Consider the following 19,143-nt stretch of genomic DNA (forward strand, 5'->3'; position numbering starts at 1 on the left):
GTCCCATGCCCTATCTGGTGAACAGCGATCTTCCCACGGAGCCGGCGGGCCGCCGCTTCCGCGCGCTGGTGGAGGCGGGTGGCATCGTCGAACTTCCCGGCGCGCATAATGGCATGGCCTCCTTGCAGGCCAGGGAGGCCGGCTTCAAGGCGCTCTACCTCTCCGGCGCCGCGATGACCGCCTCGATGGGCCTGCCCGATCTGGGCATCATCACCGTCGACGAGGTGGCCTTCTTCATTCGGCAGATCGCGCGGGCCAGCGGCCTGCCGCTGCTGGTCGACGGCGACACCGGCTATGGCGAGGCGCTCAATGTGATGCACATGGTGCGCACCTTCGAGGATGCCGGCGCCGGGGCGGTGCATATCGAGGACCAGCTCCTGCCGAAGAAGTGCGGCCACCTCAACGACAAGAAGCTGGCCGATGCGCACGACATGGCCGCCAAGGTCGCCGCCGCCGCGCGCGCCCGGCGCGACCTCTACATCATCGCCCGCACCGATGCCGCCGCCAGCGAGGGGCTGGACGGGGCATTGGCCCGCGCCCGGCTCTATCTCGAGGCCGGCGCCGACGCCATCTTCCCGGAGGCGCTGACCAATGCGGAGATGTTTCGCACCTTCGCCGAGCGCATGCCGGCCGGCGTGCCGCTGCTCGCCAACATGACGGAGTTCGGCCGCACGCCCTTCTTCACCACCTCGGAATTCGAGGCGATGGGCTACCGCATGGTGATCTGGCCGGTCTCGGCGCTGCGCGTCGCCAACAAGGCGCAGGCTTCGCTCTACCGGGCGATCCGCCACGACGGTGGCACGCATCGGATGATCGAGGCGATGCAGACCCGCGCCGAACTCTACGATCTGATCGGGCTGCACGAGTATGAGGCGCTCGACGCCTCGATCGTGCAGACCGTCATCCCCACCGGCCAGCCCCAGCGCGGAGGGGCGGCCTGAAGCGACATCTGCCCGCGCCACCGCTCCACCGCCACGGCGGAATCTCAAAGCCGGCATCCCGGATCCTCCGGGCAAGACACGGCGAAACCGAATGAGGAAACGACATGCTCAACGCCAAAACGACTGACGCGACCCCGCGGCTGAGACGGCACCTGCGCCGCGCGACCCTTGGACTGGCGGGCGGCCTCGCGCTCGCCCTGTCCGCCGGTCTCGCTCTCGCCGATCCGGCCAAGGTGCTGATCCCGGCCAATCCCGGCGGCGGCTGGGACGGCGCCGGCCGCCAGACCATGGCGGCGATGAACCAGGCGAAGATCTTCACCGACGGGGTGAACTTCACCAACAAGGGCGGCGCGGCCGGCACGATCGGCCTTGCCGAGTTCGTGCGCACCGCCAAGGGCGACGACAACGCGCTGCTGGTCACGGGCGTGATCATGGTGGCCGGCGTCATCACCAACAAGACGCCGGTGTCGCTCAACGACACCACGCCGCTGGTGCGGCTGACCAATGAGTACAACGCCATCGCCGTGCCGGCCGATTCGCCGATCAAGACGCCGCAGGACTTCATCGCGGCGCTGAAGGCGGATCCCGGCGCGCTGTCGGTCGGCGGCGGCTCGGCGGGCGGCGCGGACCATGTGATGCTGGCCATGCTCGCCAAGCATGCCGGCGCCCCGGTGAACAAGATCAACTTCGTCGCCTTTTCCGGCGGCGAAATTCTCGCCGCGCTCGGCGGCGGCAAGATCAAGGCGGCGATCTCCGGCGCCTCGGAGTTCCGCCAGTTCGCCCAGTCCGGCCGCATCCGCATCATCGCCGTCTCGGGCCCCACCCGGCTCGAAGGGCTGGATGTGCCCACGCTGAAGGAGGCCGGCATCCCGGTCGAAATCGGCAACTGGCGCGGCTTTGTCGGCGCACCGGGCATGAGCGAGGCCGGCAGGAAGGCCTGGCTGGACCGCTTCGCCAAACTGCACACCAGCGACGTCTGGAAAGCCACCCTGAAGAACCAGGGCTGGGAGGACGCCTATCTCTCCGGTCCCGAATTCATCGCCTTCCTCAAGAGCGAAGAGACCAACTGGGCGCAGGCGCTGCGGGAAGTCGGCATCGTCCAGTGACGCGATGCCCGCGCGTCGGTTCGTGCCGGCGCGCGGGTTCCGACGACCGGGCGATACGCCCTCTCGCCATTGGGGAGAAGGGTGGGGGGAGAAGGGTGGGGTGAGGGGTCTTCGACGTTTCGCACCCGTGTAGCCCCTCGCCGACCCGCTTCGCGGGCCACCTCTCCGCGGAAGCCGGATCGATCCGGCTTCGGCCTCGCCAGAACCGAACTCGGCAACCGATTTCGGGCGGGGAGAGGCAATTACCAGCCAGCCACGTCAGGCCATGGAGCCAGCGCATGCCCCCCATTGATGAGCCTCGCGGCGGCGCGGCTCCCCCCCGGCCGTGGTGGATCGGCCTTGCCGTGCTGGCCATGGGCCTCGTGTGGATCTATGGCGCCACCAGCATCCAGTCGACCACGGCCTTTGTCGGCATGGGGCCGGAGGTCATGGTGGCGGCCGTCGGCGTCGGCCTTGTCGTGCTCGGTGTCCTTCTCCTTGTGCAGATCCGGCAGGGCGTCACGTTCCGCCCGCAGGAGGAGGAAAACGCCGATGCCGACGCACCGCCCTCGCGGCGCGCGTTCCTGCTCTCCCTCGCCGGCGTCGCGCTGCCGCTGGCGACCATCCGCTGGCTGGGCTTTCCGCTCACGGCGGCGGTCGGTTTCACGCTGGTGACGCACGCCTTCGGCTCGCATCGCACGCTGTTCGATCTCGCGGTGGGTGCCGCCCTCGGCGGAGGAGCCTGGTTCATGTTCTCCAAGCTCGGCATCGACCTCGGCCCGTTCCTGCCGCTGATCCGGTGACATCATGGACACGCTGACCCAACTCATCGCCGGCTTCGCCATCGCGCTGCAGCCGATCAACCTGTTCTGGGCGCTGGTCGGCTGCGCGCTCGGCACGGCCGTGGGCGTGCTTCCCGGCATCGGGCCGGCGCTGACCATCGCGCTGCTCATGCCCGTCACCGCGCAGGTGGCGCCGGAATCGGCCTTCATCATGTTCGCCGGCATTCTCTATGGCGCGCTCTATGGCGGCTCGACCACGTCGATCCTGCTGAACACGCCGGGCGAGAGCGGCTCGGTGATGACCGCGCTGGAGGGCAACCGCATGGCGCGCACCGGGCGCGGCGCGGCGGCGCTGGCGACGGCGGCGATCGGCTCCTTCGTCGCCGGCACCTTCGGCACGCTGGCGCTGACCTTCCTCGCGCCCGCCATCGCCGAACTCGCCTTCATCTTCGGCCCGGAGGACTATTTCGCGCTGATGATCCTCTCCTTCACCTCGGTGGCCGTGGTGATGGGAACCTCGCGCGTGCGCGGCTTCACCGCGCTGTTCTTCGGCCTCGCGCTCGGCACCATCGGCATCGATACGCAGACCGGGCAGAGCCGCATGGTGTTCGGCACGCTGGAACTGCTCGACGGCATCTCCTTCACCGTGGTCCTCGTGGCCCTCTTCGCCGTGGGCGAGACGCTGTATGTCGCCAGCCGCAACGCACAGGTGCAGGCGGTGATGAATCCGCTCTCGGGCGGCGTCTGGATGACGAAGGAGGATTGGGCACGCTCGTGGAAGCCGTGGCTGCGCGGCACGCTGATCGGCTTCCCCATCGGCTCGCTGCCGGCCGGCGGCACGGAAATCCCCACCTTCCTCTCCTACACGCTGGAGCGCCGGCTGAGCCCGCATCCCGAACAGTTCGGCGAAGGCGCGATCGAAGGGGTCGCTGGGCCGGAAGCGGCGAACAATGCCGCCGCCGCCGGCATCCTGGTGCCGCTGCTCACGCTCGGCCTGCCCTCGACCGCGACGGCCGCGGTGCTGCTGGCCGCGTTCCAGAATTACGGCCTGCAGCCGGGACCGCTGCTATTCGCCACCAATCCCGGCCTGCTCTGGGGCCTCATCGCCTCGCTTTATATCGGCAATGTCATCCTCTTGGTCCTCAACCTGCCGCTGGTCGGCATCTGGGTCCGCCTGCTGCTGATCCCGCGTCCCTATATCTATGCCGGCATCGTGGTGTTCGCGCTGGTCGGTGTGTGGGGGCTGTCGACCTCGTGGATGGACCTTGCGCTGATGTGCGGGCTGGGTCTCATCGGCTACATGGCGCGGGTCTACGACTTCCCGATCGCCCCGGCGCTGATCGGCCTCATTCTGGGGCCGCAGGCGGAAATCCAGCTCCGCCGCGCGCTGGCGGTGAGCCAGAACGACTGGAGCGTGCTCGTCTCGACCCCGATCTCCGCCACGCTGCTCGCCATTGCCGCGCTGGTGCTGGTGCTGCCGCTGCTGCTCCGGCGCATGCGGCGGGTGGAGCGGCGGATCGAAGAGGAGGCGGCCGCCAAATAGCCGCCTCCCGCGTGTCGGGCAACGTGTCCGCGTTGCCTGCATGTCGGCGGCGGCCTCCGCAGGCCGGCGTCAGGGCGAGGCCGGCCGGGGGATGGCGTGTGCCGTGGCGATTGCCCGGCTCCCGGCCGGACCGCACAGGATATCGAGGCCGAGCGCGGCGCCTTTCTCGATCAGGACGCTGCGCAGGGCGTGAGCGAACAGCGTCGCTGCCGGGGAGGGCATGCGGGCGCCGCGTTCCACCAGCCCGACCACGCGCCGCGCCTGCAGATCGTCCACCGGCAGGAAGCGCAGCGCGCGGTCATTGGGCTGGCCACACAGGCGTGGCAGCAGGGTGACGCCGACATCCGCTTTCACCAGCGCCAGCAGTGACAGCACGTTGCGCACGGTCACCTGCGCCTGCCCGGCAATGGCGCGGAAGCGCGGATCGCGGATTGCCCCATAGCCGCGATGGGCGAGAAATACCCGGCCGGCGAGGTCGTCCCAGGAAATCGGCCGGCCGAGGGCGGCAAGCGGATCTTCCGTGCGGCAGACGAGGTCGAGCGGATCGCTGAACAGCGGCGTGAACTGCCCGCCGGCCATCTGGCTGGTGCCGTTGGCGACGCCCACGTCGACCACGCCCGCCACCACCGCCTCCGTCACCGACACGCTGTCCATGTCGCGCACCTCGATCTCGATCGGGCGCGGCGCGCGGCGCAGGTGGCGGATCACCTCGGGCAGCAGCGCTACCGCCACCGAGGGCACGCAGGCCACATGAACATGGCCGACCTCATTGGCGCTGTAGGCGCGGATCGCCGCGCAGCTGCGCTCGTAATGCTCCAGGAGGTCGCGCGCCTCCTCGTGCACCAGCCGTCCCAGTGGCGTCAGCCGGTTCTTGCGGTCACCCTCGAACAGCGGCGCGCCCACCGCCTCCTCGAACTGCTTCAGCGTCGTCGAGATGGTGGAAACGGTGCGGCCCAGCCGGTCCGCCGCGCCTTTTATGCCGCGGGCCTCGACCACCGCGACAAACACCTTCAGCGCGAGGAAGGAATACATAGGCGCCGCTCCATGTTCGGTTTAGTCTAACAAACATACGACGATTTCTGATTGACCGAACCCCTTTCCCCGCTCGAAATGGCGGCATCAGGGAAGGTTTTCATGGATATCAAGGCCAACTATATCGGTGGCGCCTGGCACGGGTCGGGCGAGGCCATCGAGAACCGCAGCCCGTCCGATATGTCGGATCTGGTCGGCCTCTATGCGCAGGCCTCGCTCGCCGATGTCGATGCCGCGGTGGAGGCGGCCGGGCAGGCGGGACCGCGCTGGGCGGCGACGCCGCTGGAGGCCCGGCTCGGCATGCTCGACGCCATCGGGCAGGAGCTGATCGCCCGCGCCGAGGAACTTGGCCGCCTGCTGTCGCGCGAGGAAGGCAAGCCGCTGGCCGAGGGCATCGGCGAGGTGCGCCGCTCCGGCCAGTTCTTCACCTACTTCGCCGCCGAGGTGCTGCGCCAGCTGGGCGAGACCGCCGATTCCGTGCGCCCGGGCATCGAGATCGACGTGCGCCGCGAGCCGGTGGGCGTGGTGGCGATCCTCTCGCCGTGGAACTTCCCGATGGCGACGGCGGCGTGGAAGATCGCCCCGGCGCTCGCCTTCGGCAATGCCGTGGTGTGGAAGCCGGCCAACCTCACCCCCGCCAGCGCGTTTGCGCTCGCGGAGATCATCTCCCGCCAGAAGCTGCCGGCCGGCACCTGCAACCTCGTCATGGGGCCGGGCGGGCGCATCGGCGATTACCTGGCGGCGCATGCCGGCGTGCGGGCCATCAGCTTCACCGGCTCGCTGGAGGTCGGCCGTTCGGTCGCCGTGCGCGCCGCCGGCCATCTCGCGCGCGTCCAGCTGGAAATGGGCTCGAAGAACCCGCTTCTCGTGATGGACGATGCCGATCTCGACCTCGCCGTGACGCTGGCGCTGAATTCCGCCTTTGGCGGCAGCGGGCAGAAATGCACCGCCGCCTCGCGGCTCATCGTGCACCGCGGGGTGCACGACGCCTTCGTCGAGAAGCTGCTGGCCCGCCTGCCGGAATGGCGCGTCGGCCATGCGCTGGAGCCGGGCATCGCCATGGGGCCGGTGGTCAGCGCCGGCCAGCTCGCCGCCAATCTCGACTATGTCGCGCTCGGCACGCGGGAGGGCGCGGAACGGGTGGCTGGCGGCGTGCGTCTGGAGCGCCCCACCGAGGGGTTCTATATGGCGCCCACCGTCTTCGTCGGCACGCGCAACGACATGGCGATCAACCGCGAGGAAATGTTCGCGCCGATCACCTGCGTCATCGCGGCGGGCAGCTATGAGGAGGCGCTGGCGCTCGCCAATGACAGCGAATTCGGCCTCACCGCCGGCATCGTCACCCGCTCGCTGGCGCGGGCGAACCATTTCCGCCGCCACTCGAAAAGCGGCTGCGTCATGGTGAACCTGCCCACCGCCGGCACCGATTATCACGTGCCGTTCGGTGGCATGAAGGCGTCGAGCTACGGGCCCCGCGAGCAGGGCCGGCACGCGGTGGAATTCTACACCCAGACCAAGACGTCCTATGTGTTCGCCGGCGGGGAGCTGGACCCGTGAGCGCGCGACCCATCCTCGTCGACGGCCTGCAATATGGCCGCTGGTCACCCGGAATATTCCAGCAGATGCGCGAGGGCGGCGTCAGCGCCATCCACGCGACCGTCGCCTATCACGAGAACTTCCGCGACTGCGTCGAGCATATCCTCGCCTGGAACCGCCGCTTCGCGGAGCATGCCGACCTGATCCTGCCCGGCCGCGATGCCGCCGACATAGAACGCGCGAGTGCCGAGGGGCGCACGGCCGTGTTCTTCGGCTCGCAGAACCCGTCGGTGATCGAGGGTGATCTGCGGCTGGTCGAGGCGCTCTATGCGCTCGGCCTGCGCTTCCTGCAGCTGAGCTACAACAACCAGTCGTTGCTGTGCACCGGCTGGCGCGAGGCCGAGGATACCGGCCTGACCCTGATGGGGCGCGAGGTGGTGCGCGAGATGAACCGGCTCGGCATGGTGGTGGACATGTCGCATTCCAGCGAGCGCTCGACGCTGGAGGCGATCGCCGCCTCGCAGCGGCCCATCGCCATCACCCATGCCAATCCGCGCTGGTGGCGCGACACCGCGCGCAACAAGTCCGAGCGTGTGCTCGACGCTTTGGCCGAGAGCGGCGGCATGGTCGGCCTGTCGCTTTATCCCGCCCATCTCAAGGACGGCTCGGACTGCACGCGCGCGAGCTTCGTCGACATGGCCCGGCGCCTCGCCGACCGGATCGGCGTCGCCCATATCGGCATCGGCTCCGATCTCTGCCAGGACCAGCCGGACGAGGTGGTGCGCTGGATGCGGGTCGGCCGCTGGACCTTCGGCGATCCCGATGCGATGGGCCTGGGGAAAGCGGCCTTTCCCGCGCAGCCGGCCTTTTTTCGCGACAACCGGGATTTCCCCACCTTGCGCGCCGGTCTCCTCGCCGGCGGTTTCAGTGCGGCCGAGGTCGATCAGCTGCTGGGCCTGAACTGGCTCGCCTTCATGCGGGCGAGCTTCGGTGCCGCCGCGCAGCCCGCCATCCCCGCCAGGAGCCTTGCCGCGCGATGACCGATGCGAGCGTCCGGATGACCCGGCAGGAGATCGTCGACCTCGCGCTCGGCGCTCTCCTCAACCATGGCGCCAGCACCGCGCAGGCGGCGCCGCTGGCCGCCGCCATCGCCGCCGCAGAGTGCGACGGGGTGGCCTCGCACGGGCTGATGTACCTGCCGGTCTATTGCGAGCATCTCGCCTGCGGCAAGGTGCGGGCCGACGCGGTTCCAAAGCTGGAGGAGGCGGCCGATGCCGTCATCTCCATCGACGCCGATTGCGGCTTCGCTCACCCCGCCATCGCGCTCGGCCTGCCGGCGCTGGTGGCGCTGGCGCGCCGGCGCGGGCTGGCCGCCCTGGCGGTGCATCAATCCTATAATTGCGGCGTGCTGGGCTATCACACCGAGCAGATCGCCCGCGCCGGGCTGGTGGGCCTCGGCTTCACCAATGCCCCGGCCTCCATCGCGCCGGTGGGCGGGACGCGGCCGGTGCTCGGCACCAATCCCTGGTCGCTCGCGGTGCCGGACGGCGCGGGCGGGGCGGCCTTCGTCATCGACCAGAGCGCCAGCGTGGTGGCCAAGAGCGAGGTTATGAAGCGCGCCCGAGCGGGCGAGCCCATCCCCGTGGGCTGGGCGCTGGATGCGCAAGGGCGGCCGACCACGGATGCCGCGGCCGCGCTCAAGGGCAGCATGGCGCCGAGCGGCGGCTACAAGGGCTTCGGCGCGGCGCTGCTGGTGGAGGTGATGGCGGCCTGCCTGACGGGCGCGACGCCCGGCATCGCGGCCAGCCCCTTCTCCAGTCCGGCCGGCGGGCCGCCCCGCACCGGCCAGTTCTTCCTCGCCATCGACCCCGTGGCGACCTCGGACGATGCCTTCGCCGCGCGCCTCGCCACCGTGCTCGCGGCAATGGACGAGCAGGGCGCCCGCCGCCCCGGCGCCCGCAAGCAAGCCGCGCGGCGGCTGAGCGCGGAGGCCGGCATTGCCGTGAATGCTGCGACGCTTGAGCGCTGCACCGCGCTGCTGGCGCCGCGGGACGGGGGAGAGGCCGCGTCATGAACCGCCCCGTTCCCGCGCCCGTTCCCGCGCCCACCCGTGCGCTTCGCGCGCCCGACGAGGTGATGCGGCTCGAGTGCCTGGGCGCCTCGCACCCCACGCGGCTGAGCTTCCTGCGCACGCTGATGCGGCGGGCCGCGCGGGAGGGCTGGCGCTTCACCCGCCCGCTCTGGGAGATCGATGCCGAGGGCTATGGCCGGGCGGTCTACCGCGTCGATACCGGCGCGCGAAGCTACTGTCTGGTCGCCTTCGCGCATTACCTGCAGGACGAGCGCCGCACCGACCGGGTGATCGCCGAGGCGTGGGACACCTCCTACGCGCTCTATGACGGCGTGCCCGACACGGCCGAGATCGAGCGGCTGGAGGCCAATGTGCCGCGCCAGGAGGCGGGGCGGTTCACCGCGCGCGAACTCACGCTCTCGCGCGCCAACAAGAGCGTGCGGCTGTTCGACAGTCTTGTGGCGAGGCTGGCGCGCGGCGCGATGCCCGATGAGGCGGCGATCGAGGCGGTCGGCTATCTCATGCGCACCACCGCCGTCTATGGCAACGGCAAGTTCGGCATCGCCGATCGCGACGTGCTGCGCGACCGGCCCGAACTGGGCGGGCCCTTCCAGGCCGAGATGCTCACGGTCTGGCTGATCCGCTCCTTCACCCTCGATCTGGCCGAGCATTGCGCCCGCGCGCTGGGTGGCGACCGGGCGGTGGCGCTGGAGCCACGTCTGCGGCGGCGCATCGGCGTGGGCAATTCGACCGGCCTCGGCATGGCGCCGTTTCTCGTGCGCCATCCCACGCTGCTGCATGCCTGGATCCACGCGCGCGAGACGGCGCTGGCGCGCGTGCGCGCCTTGCCCGCCATCACCCCCGAGGATCACCGGCTGCTCCTCGCCGCGATCGACCGCGCGCGGGAGGTGGCCGGCAGCTGGGCCACCATCGATGCCGTGCAGACCGCGCGCATCGCCGGGTTGCGGGCGGATCTCGATCGCCTGCACGAGGCGGCCGCCCGGCTCGATCCGGGCCTCGATCATCCCTGCGACCGGCTCTACCGCTTCGCGTGTGAGGCGCTCGGGATGGAGGCCCGCGAATATGCGGCGGCGCTGCTGATCGAGCCGTTCGGCGCGCTGGTGGACGATCTCACCGAGACGATGGCGGTGGACGAGGACGCGCTCTGGCACATGGGCGGCACCCTGCCGGCACGTGACCTGCTGGCGCGCATCGACGACGCCTATGGCTGGACGGGCCGGATTGACTTCGCCGATCCGATGAGCGATGCGCGTTTCTGGTATGTCTCGGCCGACAAGCTGGAGCCGCGCCTCGGCGAGCGCCGCGAGGAGCCGGGCGCCGATCGCGAACAGCCGCTTGCCATCGCCCGCGACGTCACCCGCCTCAAGGCCTATCTCGGCACGCTGCCGCCCGAGCGCACCGTGGCCGAGATCGTGCTGGAGCGGCCGGACTGGCGCCATGTCATCCAGCGGGTACTGCTGCTGTCGCGCGACCATCTCTATGGCGAGGTGCGCGATAACCTGCTCTCGGCGGCGCTGCGGCCGATCGACCTGCTGCGCTGCAAGCTGGCCTTTTTCGGTGCCGATCAGTTCGACCCGCGTTCCGACCGCTGGCTGCGTATCTCGATGTTCCGTGGCGCGCCTTTTCCCGAGGAATTGTCGGCGGGGGAGGCGGCATGATGGATCTTTCGCTGAACGAGGTAGAGACGCTGGCGGCCAAGGCAGCGCGCGGGGCCGGCTGCAGCTGGGGCGAGGCGGACGAGATGGGCCGCGCGGCGCGCTGGCTCGCTCGCAGCGGCCTTGCCTTTGCGCCGATGCTGGTCGCCTTCCTCGGGGTGCATGACTCGCTCGCCCGCCCGCGCGTGGTGGACGGGCAACTGACGGCGACCGCTCCGGCCTGCCCGCTCGCCACTGGCTGCTGGCTGGTGGACGAGGCGGGCGCGTGGACCATGGTCGATCTGCCGGACGTGGCGTTTCCGCTTCTGCTGCTGCCCTTCGCCGCCCGTGCCGCGCGTCTCGCGGGCCGGCCGGTGCGCTTCACCTCCCGCGAGGGGGCGTGGACGCTGACGGCTTTGGGCGAACTGGCTGGTGATGAGCCTGGCGGGGTGCGGTCGGAGGGCCAGTCGCGCGTGGCCTGCACCGACGATGTTCCCTCGCCCGCACGGCCCGCGCACCGGCGCGCCGCGCTGGAGGAGGCGGATCTACGCGTGCTGCAGGCTTACGCACTCAAGACCTGCGTGCCGGAATCGGAGGGCTCGCGCATCCGTGGCGCCGGGGGCGGCGGTACGGACGACGATTGATGCGGGTGGGTTCGCGCCCTTCGGCTCACGCCCTTCGGCTCACGCCCTTCGGCTCACGCCCTTCGGCTCACGCCTTGCGGATCACCATGAAGCAGTGGACATAGTCCATCGCATGGCCGGCCGGATCGGCGGCGACGGCGTCTTCACAGGCGCCATAGAAGCGGTCGATGATCGCCCGCCGCTCCTCGATCGGCCGGCCTGTGTCGAGCGCGCTGAAGAACGTGCTCTCCGACCACGAGCGCAGCGTCGGCACATAGGCGCGGGCGAAGGCTTGGGCATCGCCGTGCCGCTCGAAATCCGCCCGGTAGGGGCAGGGGGTGACGCGCGAGAAGATCCTCTCCAGCGTCAGCCCGGCGCGGCGCACTGGCGATTGCGGGTCGGCGAAGGGCGCGGCGAATTCGTCGCGGGTCTTGTAATATTGTTGGAACGCGGCCGCGCGGTATTCCTCGGCACGGAGCGTGCCGTCCGCCGCCAGCGCCCGCCAGTGGGCGGCGAAGCTGTCATGCATGTTCACCCCGCCGGTCCAGCCGAGATAATGGCCGTCGTCGTCGACGCTGAAATTGGCCATCACCAGCACGCCGCCGGAGGCCAGTTCGCGGGCGCGGGCCAAAAGGATGGTCTCCCAGTCGGCCAGCGACTGCGTGCGGTAGGCTTCCGTCTCCGCCGGGCTCGCGCCGACGGCGTGGGTGTGATCGGCGATGAGGCCCGGCGAACGGCTCAGCCAGTGCATGGCGGTGGCCGAGAAGCCGAAATGCAGCGTGCCGTCCGGCACGATCTGCCGATAGAAGGTGGTGCCGCTGGCGAAGGCGAACACGCCCGGCGCGCGACCCAGCCCGCCCTCGGCCTGCAGCATGCCGAACAGGGCGGAGAAGTCGTTGCCCGGCAGGTCGGTATAGGTAAGGGTGATCGGCAGGTCGGCCGCGCGCTCGCGCAGCGCGCCCACCACGCGGCGCATCAGGTCCAGCGAGGTGCCGCCATCGGCCGCGCCGAAATCGGCGATGGAGAACGGCCCCGGCCCGGCCGGCAGATCCAGGCCGGCAATAGCCTCCAGCGCCAGATCGGCGGCGGAATCGATGACGCTCTTCGCCCCCGCCGTGTTGCTGCTGTAATAGCCCGCGCCCCGCATCGCGATGAGAGGGGACTTCGCCGCGCCAGCACTCATGATGTCCATCCCGGCCACGTTGACATGAAACGCTGCCGTCAGATTAATCAGTGCCGCTTGCGTGACCAGAACGAAACGGCGCAACCGCCTTTCGGTTTCTTCAAACCCGGCGCGCCGGGAGGTCGCTCCCCCGTCGCGCCGGTCTCTCGTCACGCCATGGCGTTGAAGGCGTCCCGGGCTCAGGCGCGCCGCTGGTTGTAGACGTCGAGGCAGACGGCGCCGAGCAGGACGAGGCCCTTGATGACCTGCTGGTAGTCGATACCGATGCCCAGGATCGACATGCCGTTATTCATCACGCCCATGATGAGCGCGCCGATCACCGCGCCGCCGACCTTGCCCACGCCGCCATAGGCCGAGGCGCCGCCGATGAAGCAGGCGGCGATGACGTCGAGTTCGAAGCCGAGGCCGGCCTTGGGCGTCGCGGTGTTGAGCCGCGCGGCGAAGACGAGGCCGGCCAGTGCCGCCAGCACGCCCATGTTGACGAAGGTGAGGAAGGTGAGGCGCTCGGTCTTGATGCCCGAGAGCTTCGCCGCCTTCTCGTTGCCGCCCACCGCATAGATCTGCCGGCCGATCGTGGTGCGGGTCGTGAGGAAGGCATAAAGCGCGATCAGCGCCACCATGATCACCAGCACGTTCGGCAGGCCGCGATGCGAGGCGATGAGATAGGCGAAATAGAGGATGACGCTGAACAGAAGCAGGTTCTTGCCGAGGAAAAAGCCGTAGGGCTCCGTCTCGATATGGTGCGCTTCCTGCCGCGCGCGGCCGCGGAAGTTCAGCCACACCATGGCCAGCGCCAGCACGGCGCCGATGGCCAGCGAGGTCGGGTAGAGCGCGCCGGCATCGGGCACCATTTCGGGGATGAAGCCGGAGGAGAGCTTCTGGAAGGTAGGCGGGAAGGGCCCCACGGACTGCCCGGCGAGGATGGCCAGCGCCAGCCCCTTGAACACCAGCATGCCCGCCAGCGTGACGATGAAGGAGGGGATCTTGAAATAGGCGACCCAGTATCCCTGCGCCGCGCCGATGGCCCCCCCGAGCACCAGGCAGATCAGCGTGGCCGGGATGTAATGGACGTTGAACTTCACCATCAGCACCGCCGCGACGGCGCCGACGAAGCCGGCGACCGAGCCAACCGAGAGGTCGATATGCCCGGTGACGATGACCAGCAGCATGCCCAGCGCCATGATGACGATGTAGCTGTTCTGCAGCACCAGGTTGGTGAGGTTGAGCGGCCGCAGCAGCGTGCCGTCGGTCACCACCTCGAAGAAAATCATGATGGCGAAGAGGGAGATCATCATCCCGTATTCGCGCAGGTTGTTCTTCAGGAAGCCCGCGTGCTGCGGCTTCTCCTTCAGCGCGGCTTCGCTCATGCAAGTAACTCCTTGGGACGTGTCTCGCCCTTGCGCATGATGGCGCGCATGATCTTCTCCTGGGTGGCCTCGCCGCCGGCGAACTCGCCGACGAAGCTGCCCTCGTTCATCACGCAGATGCGGTCGCAGATGCCGATGAGTTCAGGCATCTCCGAGGAGATCACCACGACGCCTTTGCCGGCATCCGCCAGCTCGTTGATGATGCAGTAGATTTCATATTTGGCCCCGACATCGATGCCGCGCGTCGGCTCGTCGAGGATCAGCACCTTGGGATCGGTGAACAGCCATTTCGACAGCACCACCTTCTGCTGGTTGCCGCCGGAGAGCTTGCCGGTTTCCTGAAAGACGCTGTGGCAGCGAATGCGCATGCGCGCGCGATAATCGGCGGCGACGCGCAGTTCCTCGACGTCGTCGATCACCCGCGCCGGGGCGATCGCCGGCAGGTTGGCCAGCGTCACGTTCTTGCGGATATCCTCGGCCAGCAGCAGGCCGAGATGCTTGCGGTCCTCGGTGACATAGGCGAGGCCCGCGTCGATGGCGCGCCGCACCGTCGAGAGATCCGCCTCGCGGCCTTCGATCTCGGCGCGGCCGCTGATCTTCTGCCCCCAGGCACGGCCGAAAATGCTCATGGCGAACTCGGTCCGCCCGGCGCCCATCAGCCCGGCAATGCCGACGATTTCGCCGCGCCGCACCTCGAAGTCGAGATTCTTGATGACCTGCCGGTCGGCATGCTGGGGATGGTAGGCCGACCAGTTCGACACCTTGAAGATCGGCTCGCCGCTGCCGGTGCCGGGAGATTTGGGCTCCCGCTTCGGGTAGCGGTGCTCGAGGTCGCGGTCGACCATCTTGGCGATGATGCGGTCTTCCTCCACGGCGCCGTCATGGCAATCCATGGTGTCGACCGTGCGCCCGTCGCGCAGCACGGTGATGCGGTCGGCGACCTTCGACACCTCGTTCAGCTTGTGCGAGATGAGGATGGAGGCGATGCCCTGCGCCTTGAACTCCAGCAGGAGGTCGAGCAGGGCGGCGCTGTCCTTTTCCGAGAGGCTGGCGGTCGGCTCGTCGAGGATAAGCAGGCGGACCTTCTTGGAGAGCGCCTTGGCGATCTCCACCAGTTGCTGCTTGCCCACCCCGATATTGGTGACCAGCGTGTCCGGGGATTCGTCGAGCCCCACCTTGGCCAGCAGCTCGCGCGTGCGACGCTGCACCGTGCCGCGGTCGATGATGCCGAAGCGGCCCGGCGGGTTGGCGATGAAGATGTTCTCGGCGATCGACATCAAAGGGATCAGGGCAAGTTCCTGATGAATGATGATGATGCCCACCGCTTCGGAATCGGTGATGTCGCGGAAACGCCGCTCCTCGCCGTCGAACACGATCGCCCCGTCATAGGAGCCGTGCGGGTAGACCCCGCTCAGCACCTTCATCAGCGTGGACTTGCCCGCGCCGTTCTCGCCGACAAGGGCGTGGATCTCGCCCGGCCTGACGGTGAAACGCACATCGCTCAGCGCCTTCACCCCGGTGAAGTTCTTGCTGATGCCCTGCATTTCGAGAAGAGCGTTCATCGCTGCGCTCCGTTGCGAAGGGACCCGCGCCGACCCATGGTCCGGCGCGGGTCGCGATATCGGGTTGAGGATCAGTTGATCTGGCCGGGCTTGTAATAGCCCGAGCCGATCAGCACGGCTTCCCAGTTGCTCTTGTCGACCACAACCGGCTTCAGGAGGTAGGACGGCACGATCTTCTTGCCGTTATTATAGGTCTTGGTGTCGTTGACCGTCGGCTCCTTGCCCGAGAGCGAGGCGTCGACCATGTCGGCCGTCACCTTGGCCAGTTCGCGGGTATCCTTGAAGATGGTGGAATACTGCTCGCCGGCGAGGATCGACTTCATCGAGGGCACTTCCGCGTCCTGCCCGGTCACGACCGGCATCTTCATGCTGCCGGAGCCGTAGCCGACGCCCTTGAGCGAGGACAGTATGCCGATGGACAGGCCGTCATAGGGCGAGAGCACGCCGTCGAGCTTCTTGTCGGTGTAATAGGCGCTCAAAAGGTTATCCATGCGCGCCTGGGCGGTGGCGCCGTCCCAGCGCAGGGTCGAGACCTTGTCCATGCCGGTCTGGCCGGAGGCGATCTTCAGCGTGCCGTTGTCGATCAGCGGCTTCAGCACCGAGAGCGCGCCATCATAGAAGAAATAGGCGTTGTTGTCGTCCGGCGAGCCGCCGAACAGCTCGATGTTGAACGGGCCCTTCTTCTCGGGATAGCCGAGGCCCTTCAGCAGCGACTGCGCCTGCAGCACGCCGACCTGGAAATTGTCGAAGGTCGCGTAATAGTCGACATTCGGCGTCTCGCGGATCAGCCGGTCATAGGCGATCACCTTGATGCCCTTGTCATGCGCCTGCTTGAGCACGTCGGACAGGGTGGTGCCGTCGATCGAGGCGATGACCAGCACCTTGGCGCCCTTGGTCACCATGTTCTCGATCTGCGAGAGCTGGTTGGGAATGTCGTCTTCGGCATATTGCAGGTCGGTGGTGTAGCCGCGCTCCTTCAGCACCTTCACCATGTTGTCGCCGTCGGCGATCCAGCGGGCGGAGGATTTGGTGGGCATGGCGATGCCGACCGTGCCCTTGCCCTGCGCGGCGGCGGGCGCGGCGAAGGCCAGCGCGCCGAGCGCGAGGGTAGCGAGGGTGGCGGCAAAGGTCGTCGTCAGGCGTTTCATGGAAGTCTCCCGTGGGTGGATCGGTGGCCGCGCTTGCGTGCCGGTTTCTTGGCGGGCCTCGCCGGGGCGGGCGCCGCGGGTCCTGGCACGCGCCTCAGCTCGGGGCGTGCCGAATCTCCGTTGGCGGCTCCGTCGGCGCGGGACAGGCCGCGTCATAGGCGGCGATGATCGCGCGGGCCCTGGCACGCACCTCGTCGGCGTCCGCGCCCGGCCGGTAGAGGCTGGAGCCGAGGCCGAACGTGCGGATGCCGGCCCGCGCATAGGCGGCGAACTCGTTCTCGCCGACCCCGCCCACGGCGCCCACCACGGTGCCGGCCGGCAGGATCACGGTGATCGCCTGGATGATCGAGGGCCCGAGCAGGTTGGCGGGAAAGAACTTGAGCGCCGAGGCGCCCGCCTTCACCGCGGCCAGCGCCTCGGTCGGGGTCAGCACGCCGGGCATCGTCACCATGCCGTGGCCGCTGGCGCGGGCGATTACCTCGGGGTCGACATTCGGGCTCACCATCAGCCGGCCGCCGGCGGCGGCGAGCCGGTCGACATCCGCGCTCGTCAGCACCGTTCCCGCGCCGATCAGCACGCCGGACGGGGCGAGCCGGGCGGCCGTCTCGATGGAGCGGAACGGGTCGGGCGAGTTGAGCGGAATCTCGATCGCCTCCAACCCTTCCTCGATCAGCGCGCCGACGATCGCCTCGGCCTCAAGCGGAGCGATGCCGCGCAGGATGGCGACAAGCGAACGGCGAAGGCCGGGCCAGGTCACGCCGGCGGGTGCGGGAGCGGAGAGGGCGGTCATGGGGTAACCCTTTCGAGACGGAAGGCGATCCGCGCGGCCTCATGCAGTCCACGGCGCACGCAGTCCTCGGCGTCGAGTTCGTCCGGCACGGCGAGGCCGGCAATCGCCAGCGCTTGCCGATAGAGCGCGGCACTGGGCCCGGAGGCGATCAGCGTCACCGCCGCCATCGCGCCGAGCCGCGCGCGGGCGCCGGCGATCTCCAGCCCGATCAGCAGGCCGGACAGGCGCGCCAGCGCGGCATCCGCCGGCCGGTCGGCCAGCAGCCATCCCGCCCGCAGCGCGAACAGCGCGTTGCCGATCGACGCCGGCGCGGCGAGCGCCTCCGCGACGCCCGCGGCGAAATCGGGCGCGGCCGGATCGACCGGCGTGGCGCCCTGCAGCGCCGGCGCCAGCACCGAGCGTTCGCGCAGCAGCTGGAACAGCTCGCCGGTCATGAAGGTGACGAACTGTTCCACCGCGCCATCCCTGAGCTCCACCCATTTGGAATGGGTGCCGGGCAGGCAGGCGAGGCCGCTATGGCCGCGCCGGGCGAGCGCAAGCACTTGCGTTTCCTCGCCACGGATCACGTCGGGATGCGCGGGATCGCGCTGGGCGATGCCGGGCAGGATGCGGATCAGCCGATGCGCGGAAGGCACATGCGTGCCGCGGGCCGCCAGTTCGTCGAGCCGCACGGGCGCGTCGAGATAGGCGGCCTCGACCCAGCCGCTGCGCGAGCCGACCATGCCGCACATCATCACCGGCACGCCATCGCCGACGCCGAGAGCCCCGAGGTGCGATTCCAGCACCGTCTCGAAGCCTTCCACGCCTGAGGCGGCGAGCCCCTGCGCGCTGCGCCGCTCGCCGAGCACATGGCCCGCGCGGTCGAGCGCCCAGAGCCGGAAGCTCGACGTGCCCCAGTCGACCACGACATGCGAGAGAGCCCCCATCACAGCGCCCCCAGCCGCACGCGCGGCTCGGCCCGCCCGCGGATGCCGATATCGAGGAGAAAGGTGCGCCCGTGCTGCGGATCGGCGGCGCGCGCGGCCTCGTCCATGCCCTCCCAGGCGGAGGTCACCAGCACCCGGTCGAAGCCGGCGCCGACGAAGACCGGGCAGCTCGTCTGCCGCGCGGGCGTGGCGATGGCGCGCACCAGACGGCCGTCCGGGGAATAGGCGTTGAGCCGCGCGCCACCCCAGAGGGCGCACCAGATGAGGCCTTCGGCATCGGTGACGGCGCCGTCCAGCCCGCCCTCGCCGGCGTGCAGATACAGCACGGCCGGCGCCTCGAGCGGCAGGCCAGTGGCCGGATCCAGCCGCACCCGGCAGAGCCGGTGCGCCGCCGTGTCGGCGAAATAGCCGGTGAGCCCGTCCGGCGAGAAGCAGATCGCGTTGGGAATGGTGAGGCCGGGAAACAGCGGCGTCACCGTGCCCTGCCGGAAGGCGTAGATCGTGCCGGCCCCCGGCTCGGCATGCCGGCCCATGGTGCTGAACCAGAAGGTGCCGCTGGGATGCACGCGAGCGTCGTTGGAGCGCGTGGCGCCATTATCCGCCTCGACCGGAGCGAGCATGTCGAACCGCCCGCTGGCAATGTCGCGCAGCACCAGCCCGTCCGCGGTCACGAGCAGCTGGCGCTGCGCATCGACGCTGGCCAGCGCGCTCGCCATGAGAGGCAGCCCGTGGACGGTGATTTGCCCGGTGCGAAGACGCGCCTCGAACAGCCGCTGTTCGAGAATGTCGAACCACCAGGCGGTGTCGGTCGCCGCGTCATAGCTGGGGCCCTCGCCGAGGTGGCAGCGCTCATCGCTCAGCAGGGTGGCGGGGGCCGTCTCCGGTGCGCGCAAGGGACG

General features: G+C 69.4%; 17 protein-coding genes. 9 read left to right on the forward strand and 8 right to left on the reverse strand.

The window, feature by feature from the left end; translation table 11 throughout:
* Positions 1-5 precede the first annotated feature (5 nt).
* The 4 genes from prpB to FHS55_RS00210 all read left to right on the forward strand — a co-directional run bounded on the left by prpB (position 6) and on the right by FHS55_RS00210 (position 4,351).
* Positions 6-941, forward strand: a complete 936-nt coding sequence (gene prpB, locus FHS55_RS00195) for a methylisocitrate lyase (protein ID WP_183187677.1) — start codon at positions 6-8, stop codon at positions 939-941.
* Between the two features lie 104 nt (positions 942-1,045).
* A complete protein-coding gene (locus tag FHS55_RS00200) occupies positions 1,046-2,047 on the forward strand; it encodes a Bug family tripartite tricarboxylate transporter substrate binding protein (RefSeq protein WP_183187678.1) in 1,002 nt (333 codons plus the stop codon).
* Between the two features lie 278 nt (positions 2,048-2,325).
* Positions 2,326-2,829 (forward strand): tripartite tricarboxylate transporter TctB family protein, encoded by a 504-nt coding sequence (locus FHS55_RS00205; RefSeq protein ID WP_183187679.1) that lies wholly within the window; start codon positions 2,326-2,328, stop codon positions 2,827-2,829.
* A gap of 4 nt (positions 2,830-2,833) precedes the next feature.
* A complete protein-coding gene (locus FHS55_RS00210) occupies positions 2,834-4,351 on the forward strand; it encodes a tripartite tricarboxylate transporter permease (RefSeq protein ID WP_183187680.1) in 1,518 nt (505 codons plus the stop codon).
* A gap of 69 nt (positions 4,352-4,420) precedes the next feature.
* Here FHS55_RS00210 and FHS55_RS00215 read toward each other — a convergent pair whose 3' ends face one another.
* The gene (locus tag FHS55_RS00215; protein ID WP_183187681.1) at positions 4,421-5,383 is read right to left on the reverse strand and encodes a LysR family transcriptional regulator; all 963 of its coding nucleotides are present in this window, start codon (positions 5,381-5,383) and stop codon (positions 4,421-4,423) included.
* A 102-nt stretch (positions 5,384-5,485) separates the two neighbouring features.
* On the opposite strand from FHS55_RS00215, the gene FHS55_RS00220 reads away from it, so the two are divergent.
* Genes FHS55_RS00220 through FHS55_RS00240 form a run of 5 tightly spaced genes read left to right on the forward strand, consistent with a single transcriptional unit; the run spans position 5,486 to position 11,289 of the window.
* Positions 5,486-6,940, forward strand: coding sequence for an aldehyde dehydrogenase family protein (locus FHS55_RS00220; protein WP_183187682.1), 1,455 nt, complete (start codon positions 5,486-5,488; stop codon positions 6,938-6,940).
* Positions 6,937-7,959: a membrane dipeptidase gene (locus tag FHS55_RS00225; RefSeq protein WP_343055926.1), complete on the forward strand. Its 1,023-nt coding sequence runs from the start codon at positions 6,937-6,939 to the stop codon at positions 7,957-7,959. The genes FHS55_RS00220 and FHS55_RS00225 overlap by 4 nt, the downstream gene beginning before the upstream one ends.
* On the forward strand, positions 7,956-8,993 hold the full coding sequence (locus FHS55_RS00230; protein WP_183187683.1) for an Ldh family oxidoreductase: 1,038 nt from the start codon (positions 7,956-7,958) through the stop codon (positions 8,991-8,993). The genes FHS55_RS00225 and FHS55_RS00230 overlap by 4 nt, the downstream gene beginning before the upstream one ends.
* Positions 8,990-10,669 (forward strand): hypothetical protein, encoded by a 1,680-nt coding sequence (locus FHS55_RS00235; protein WP_183187684.1) that lies wholly within the window; start codon positions 8,990-8,992, stop codon positions 10,667-10,669. Before FHS55_RS00230 ends, FHS55_RS00235 begins: the two co-directional genes overlap by 4 nt.
* Complete coding sequence (locus FHS55_RS00240) at positions 10,666-11,289, forward strand: DUF3726 domain-containing protein (RefSeq protein WP_183187685.1); 624 nt, start codon at positions 10,666-10,668, stop codon at positions 11,287-11,289. The genes FHS55_RS00235 and FHS55_RS00240 overlap by 4 nt, the downstream gene beginning before the upstream one ends.
* A 67-nt stretch (positions 11,290-11,356) precedes the next feature.
* Here the strand turns inward: FHS55_RS00240 and FHS55_RS00245 are convergent, their stop codons facing one another.
* From FHS55_RS00245 to FHS55_RS00275, 7 genes are all read right to left on the reverse strand, one after another.
* Complete coding sequence (locus tag FHS55_RS00245; RefSeq protein ID WP_183187686.1) at positions 11,357-12,451, reverse strand: class I SAM-dependent methyltransferase; 1,095 nt, start codon at positions 12,449-12,451, stop codon at positions 11,357-11,359.
* A 179-nt stretch (positions 12,452-12,630) separates the two neighbouring features.
* On the reverse strand, positions 12,631-13,818 hold the full coding sequence (gene mmsB / locus FHS55_RS00250; protein ID WP_183187687.1) for a multiple monosaccharide ABC transporter permease: 1,188 nt from the start codon (positions 13,816-13,818) through the stop codon (positions 12,631-12,633).
* Entirely contained in the window at positions 13,815-15,506 is a 1,692-nt protein-coding gene (mmsA, locus tag FHS55_RS00255; protein WP_425485775.1) for a multiple monosaccharide ABC transporter ATP-binding protein, read from the reverse strand. Before mmsA ends, mmsB begins: the two co-directional genes overlap by 4 nt.
* Positions 15,452-16,528 (reverse strand): multiple monosaccharide ABC transporter substrate-binding protein, encoded by a 1,077-nt coding sequence (gene chvE, locus FHS55_RS00260; protein ID WP_183187689.1) that lies wholly within the window; start codon positions 16,526-16,528, stop codon positions 15,452-15,454. Before chvE ends, mmsA begins: the two co-directional genes overlap by 55 nt.
* Positions 16,529-16,622: 94 nt before the next feature.
* On the reverse strand, positions 16,623-17,318 hold the full coding sequence (locus tag FHS55_RS00265; RefSeq protein WP_183187690.1) for a 2-dehydro-3-deoxy-6-phosphogalactonate aldolase: 696 nt from the start codon (positions 17,316-17,318) through the stop codon (positions 16,623-16,625).
* Positions 17,315-18,244 (reverse strand): 2-dehydro-3-deoxygalactonokinase, encoded by a 930-nt coding sequence (locus FHS55_RS00270; protein ID WP_183187691.1) that lies wholly within the window; start codon positions 18,242-18,244, stop codon positions 17,315-17,317. The genes FHS55_RS00265 and FHS55_RS00270 overlap by 4 nt, the downstream gene beginning before the upstream one ends.
* A complete protein-coding gene (locus FHS55_RS00275) occupies positions 18,244-19,137 on the reverse strand; it encodes an SMP-30/gluconolactonase/LRE family protein (RefSeq protein ID WP_183187692.1) in 894 nt (297 codons plus the stop codon). The genes FHS55_RS00270 and FHS55_RS00275 overlap by 1 nt, the downstream gene beginning before the upstream one ends.
* Positions 19,138-19,143 lie beyond the last annotated feature (6 nt).

It is taken from the genome of Ancylobacter tetraedralis (assembly GCF_014195655.1).
GTDB classification, from domain to species: Bacteria; Pseudomonadota; Alphaproteobacteria; order Rhizobiales; family Xanthobacteraceae; genus Ancylobacter; species Ancylobacter tetraedralis.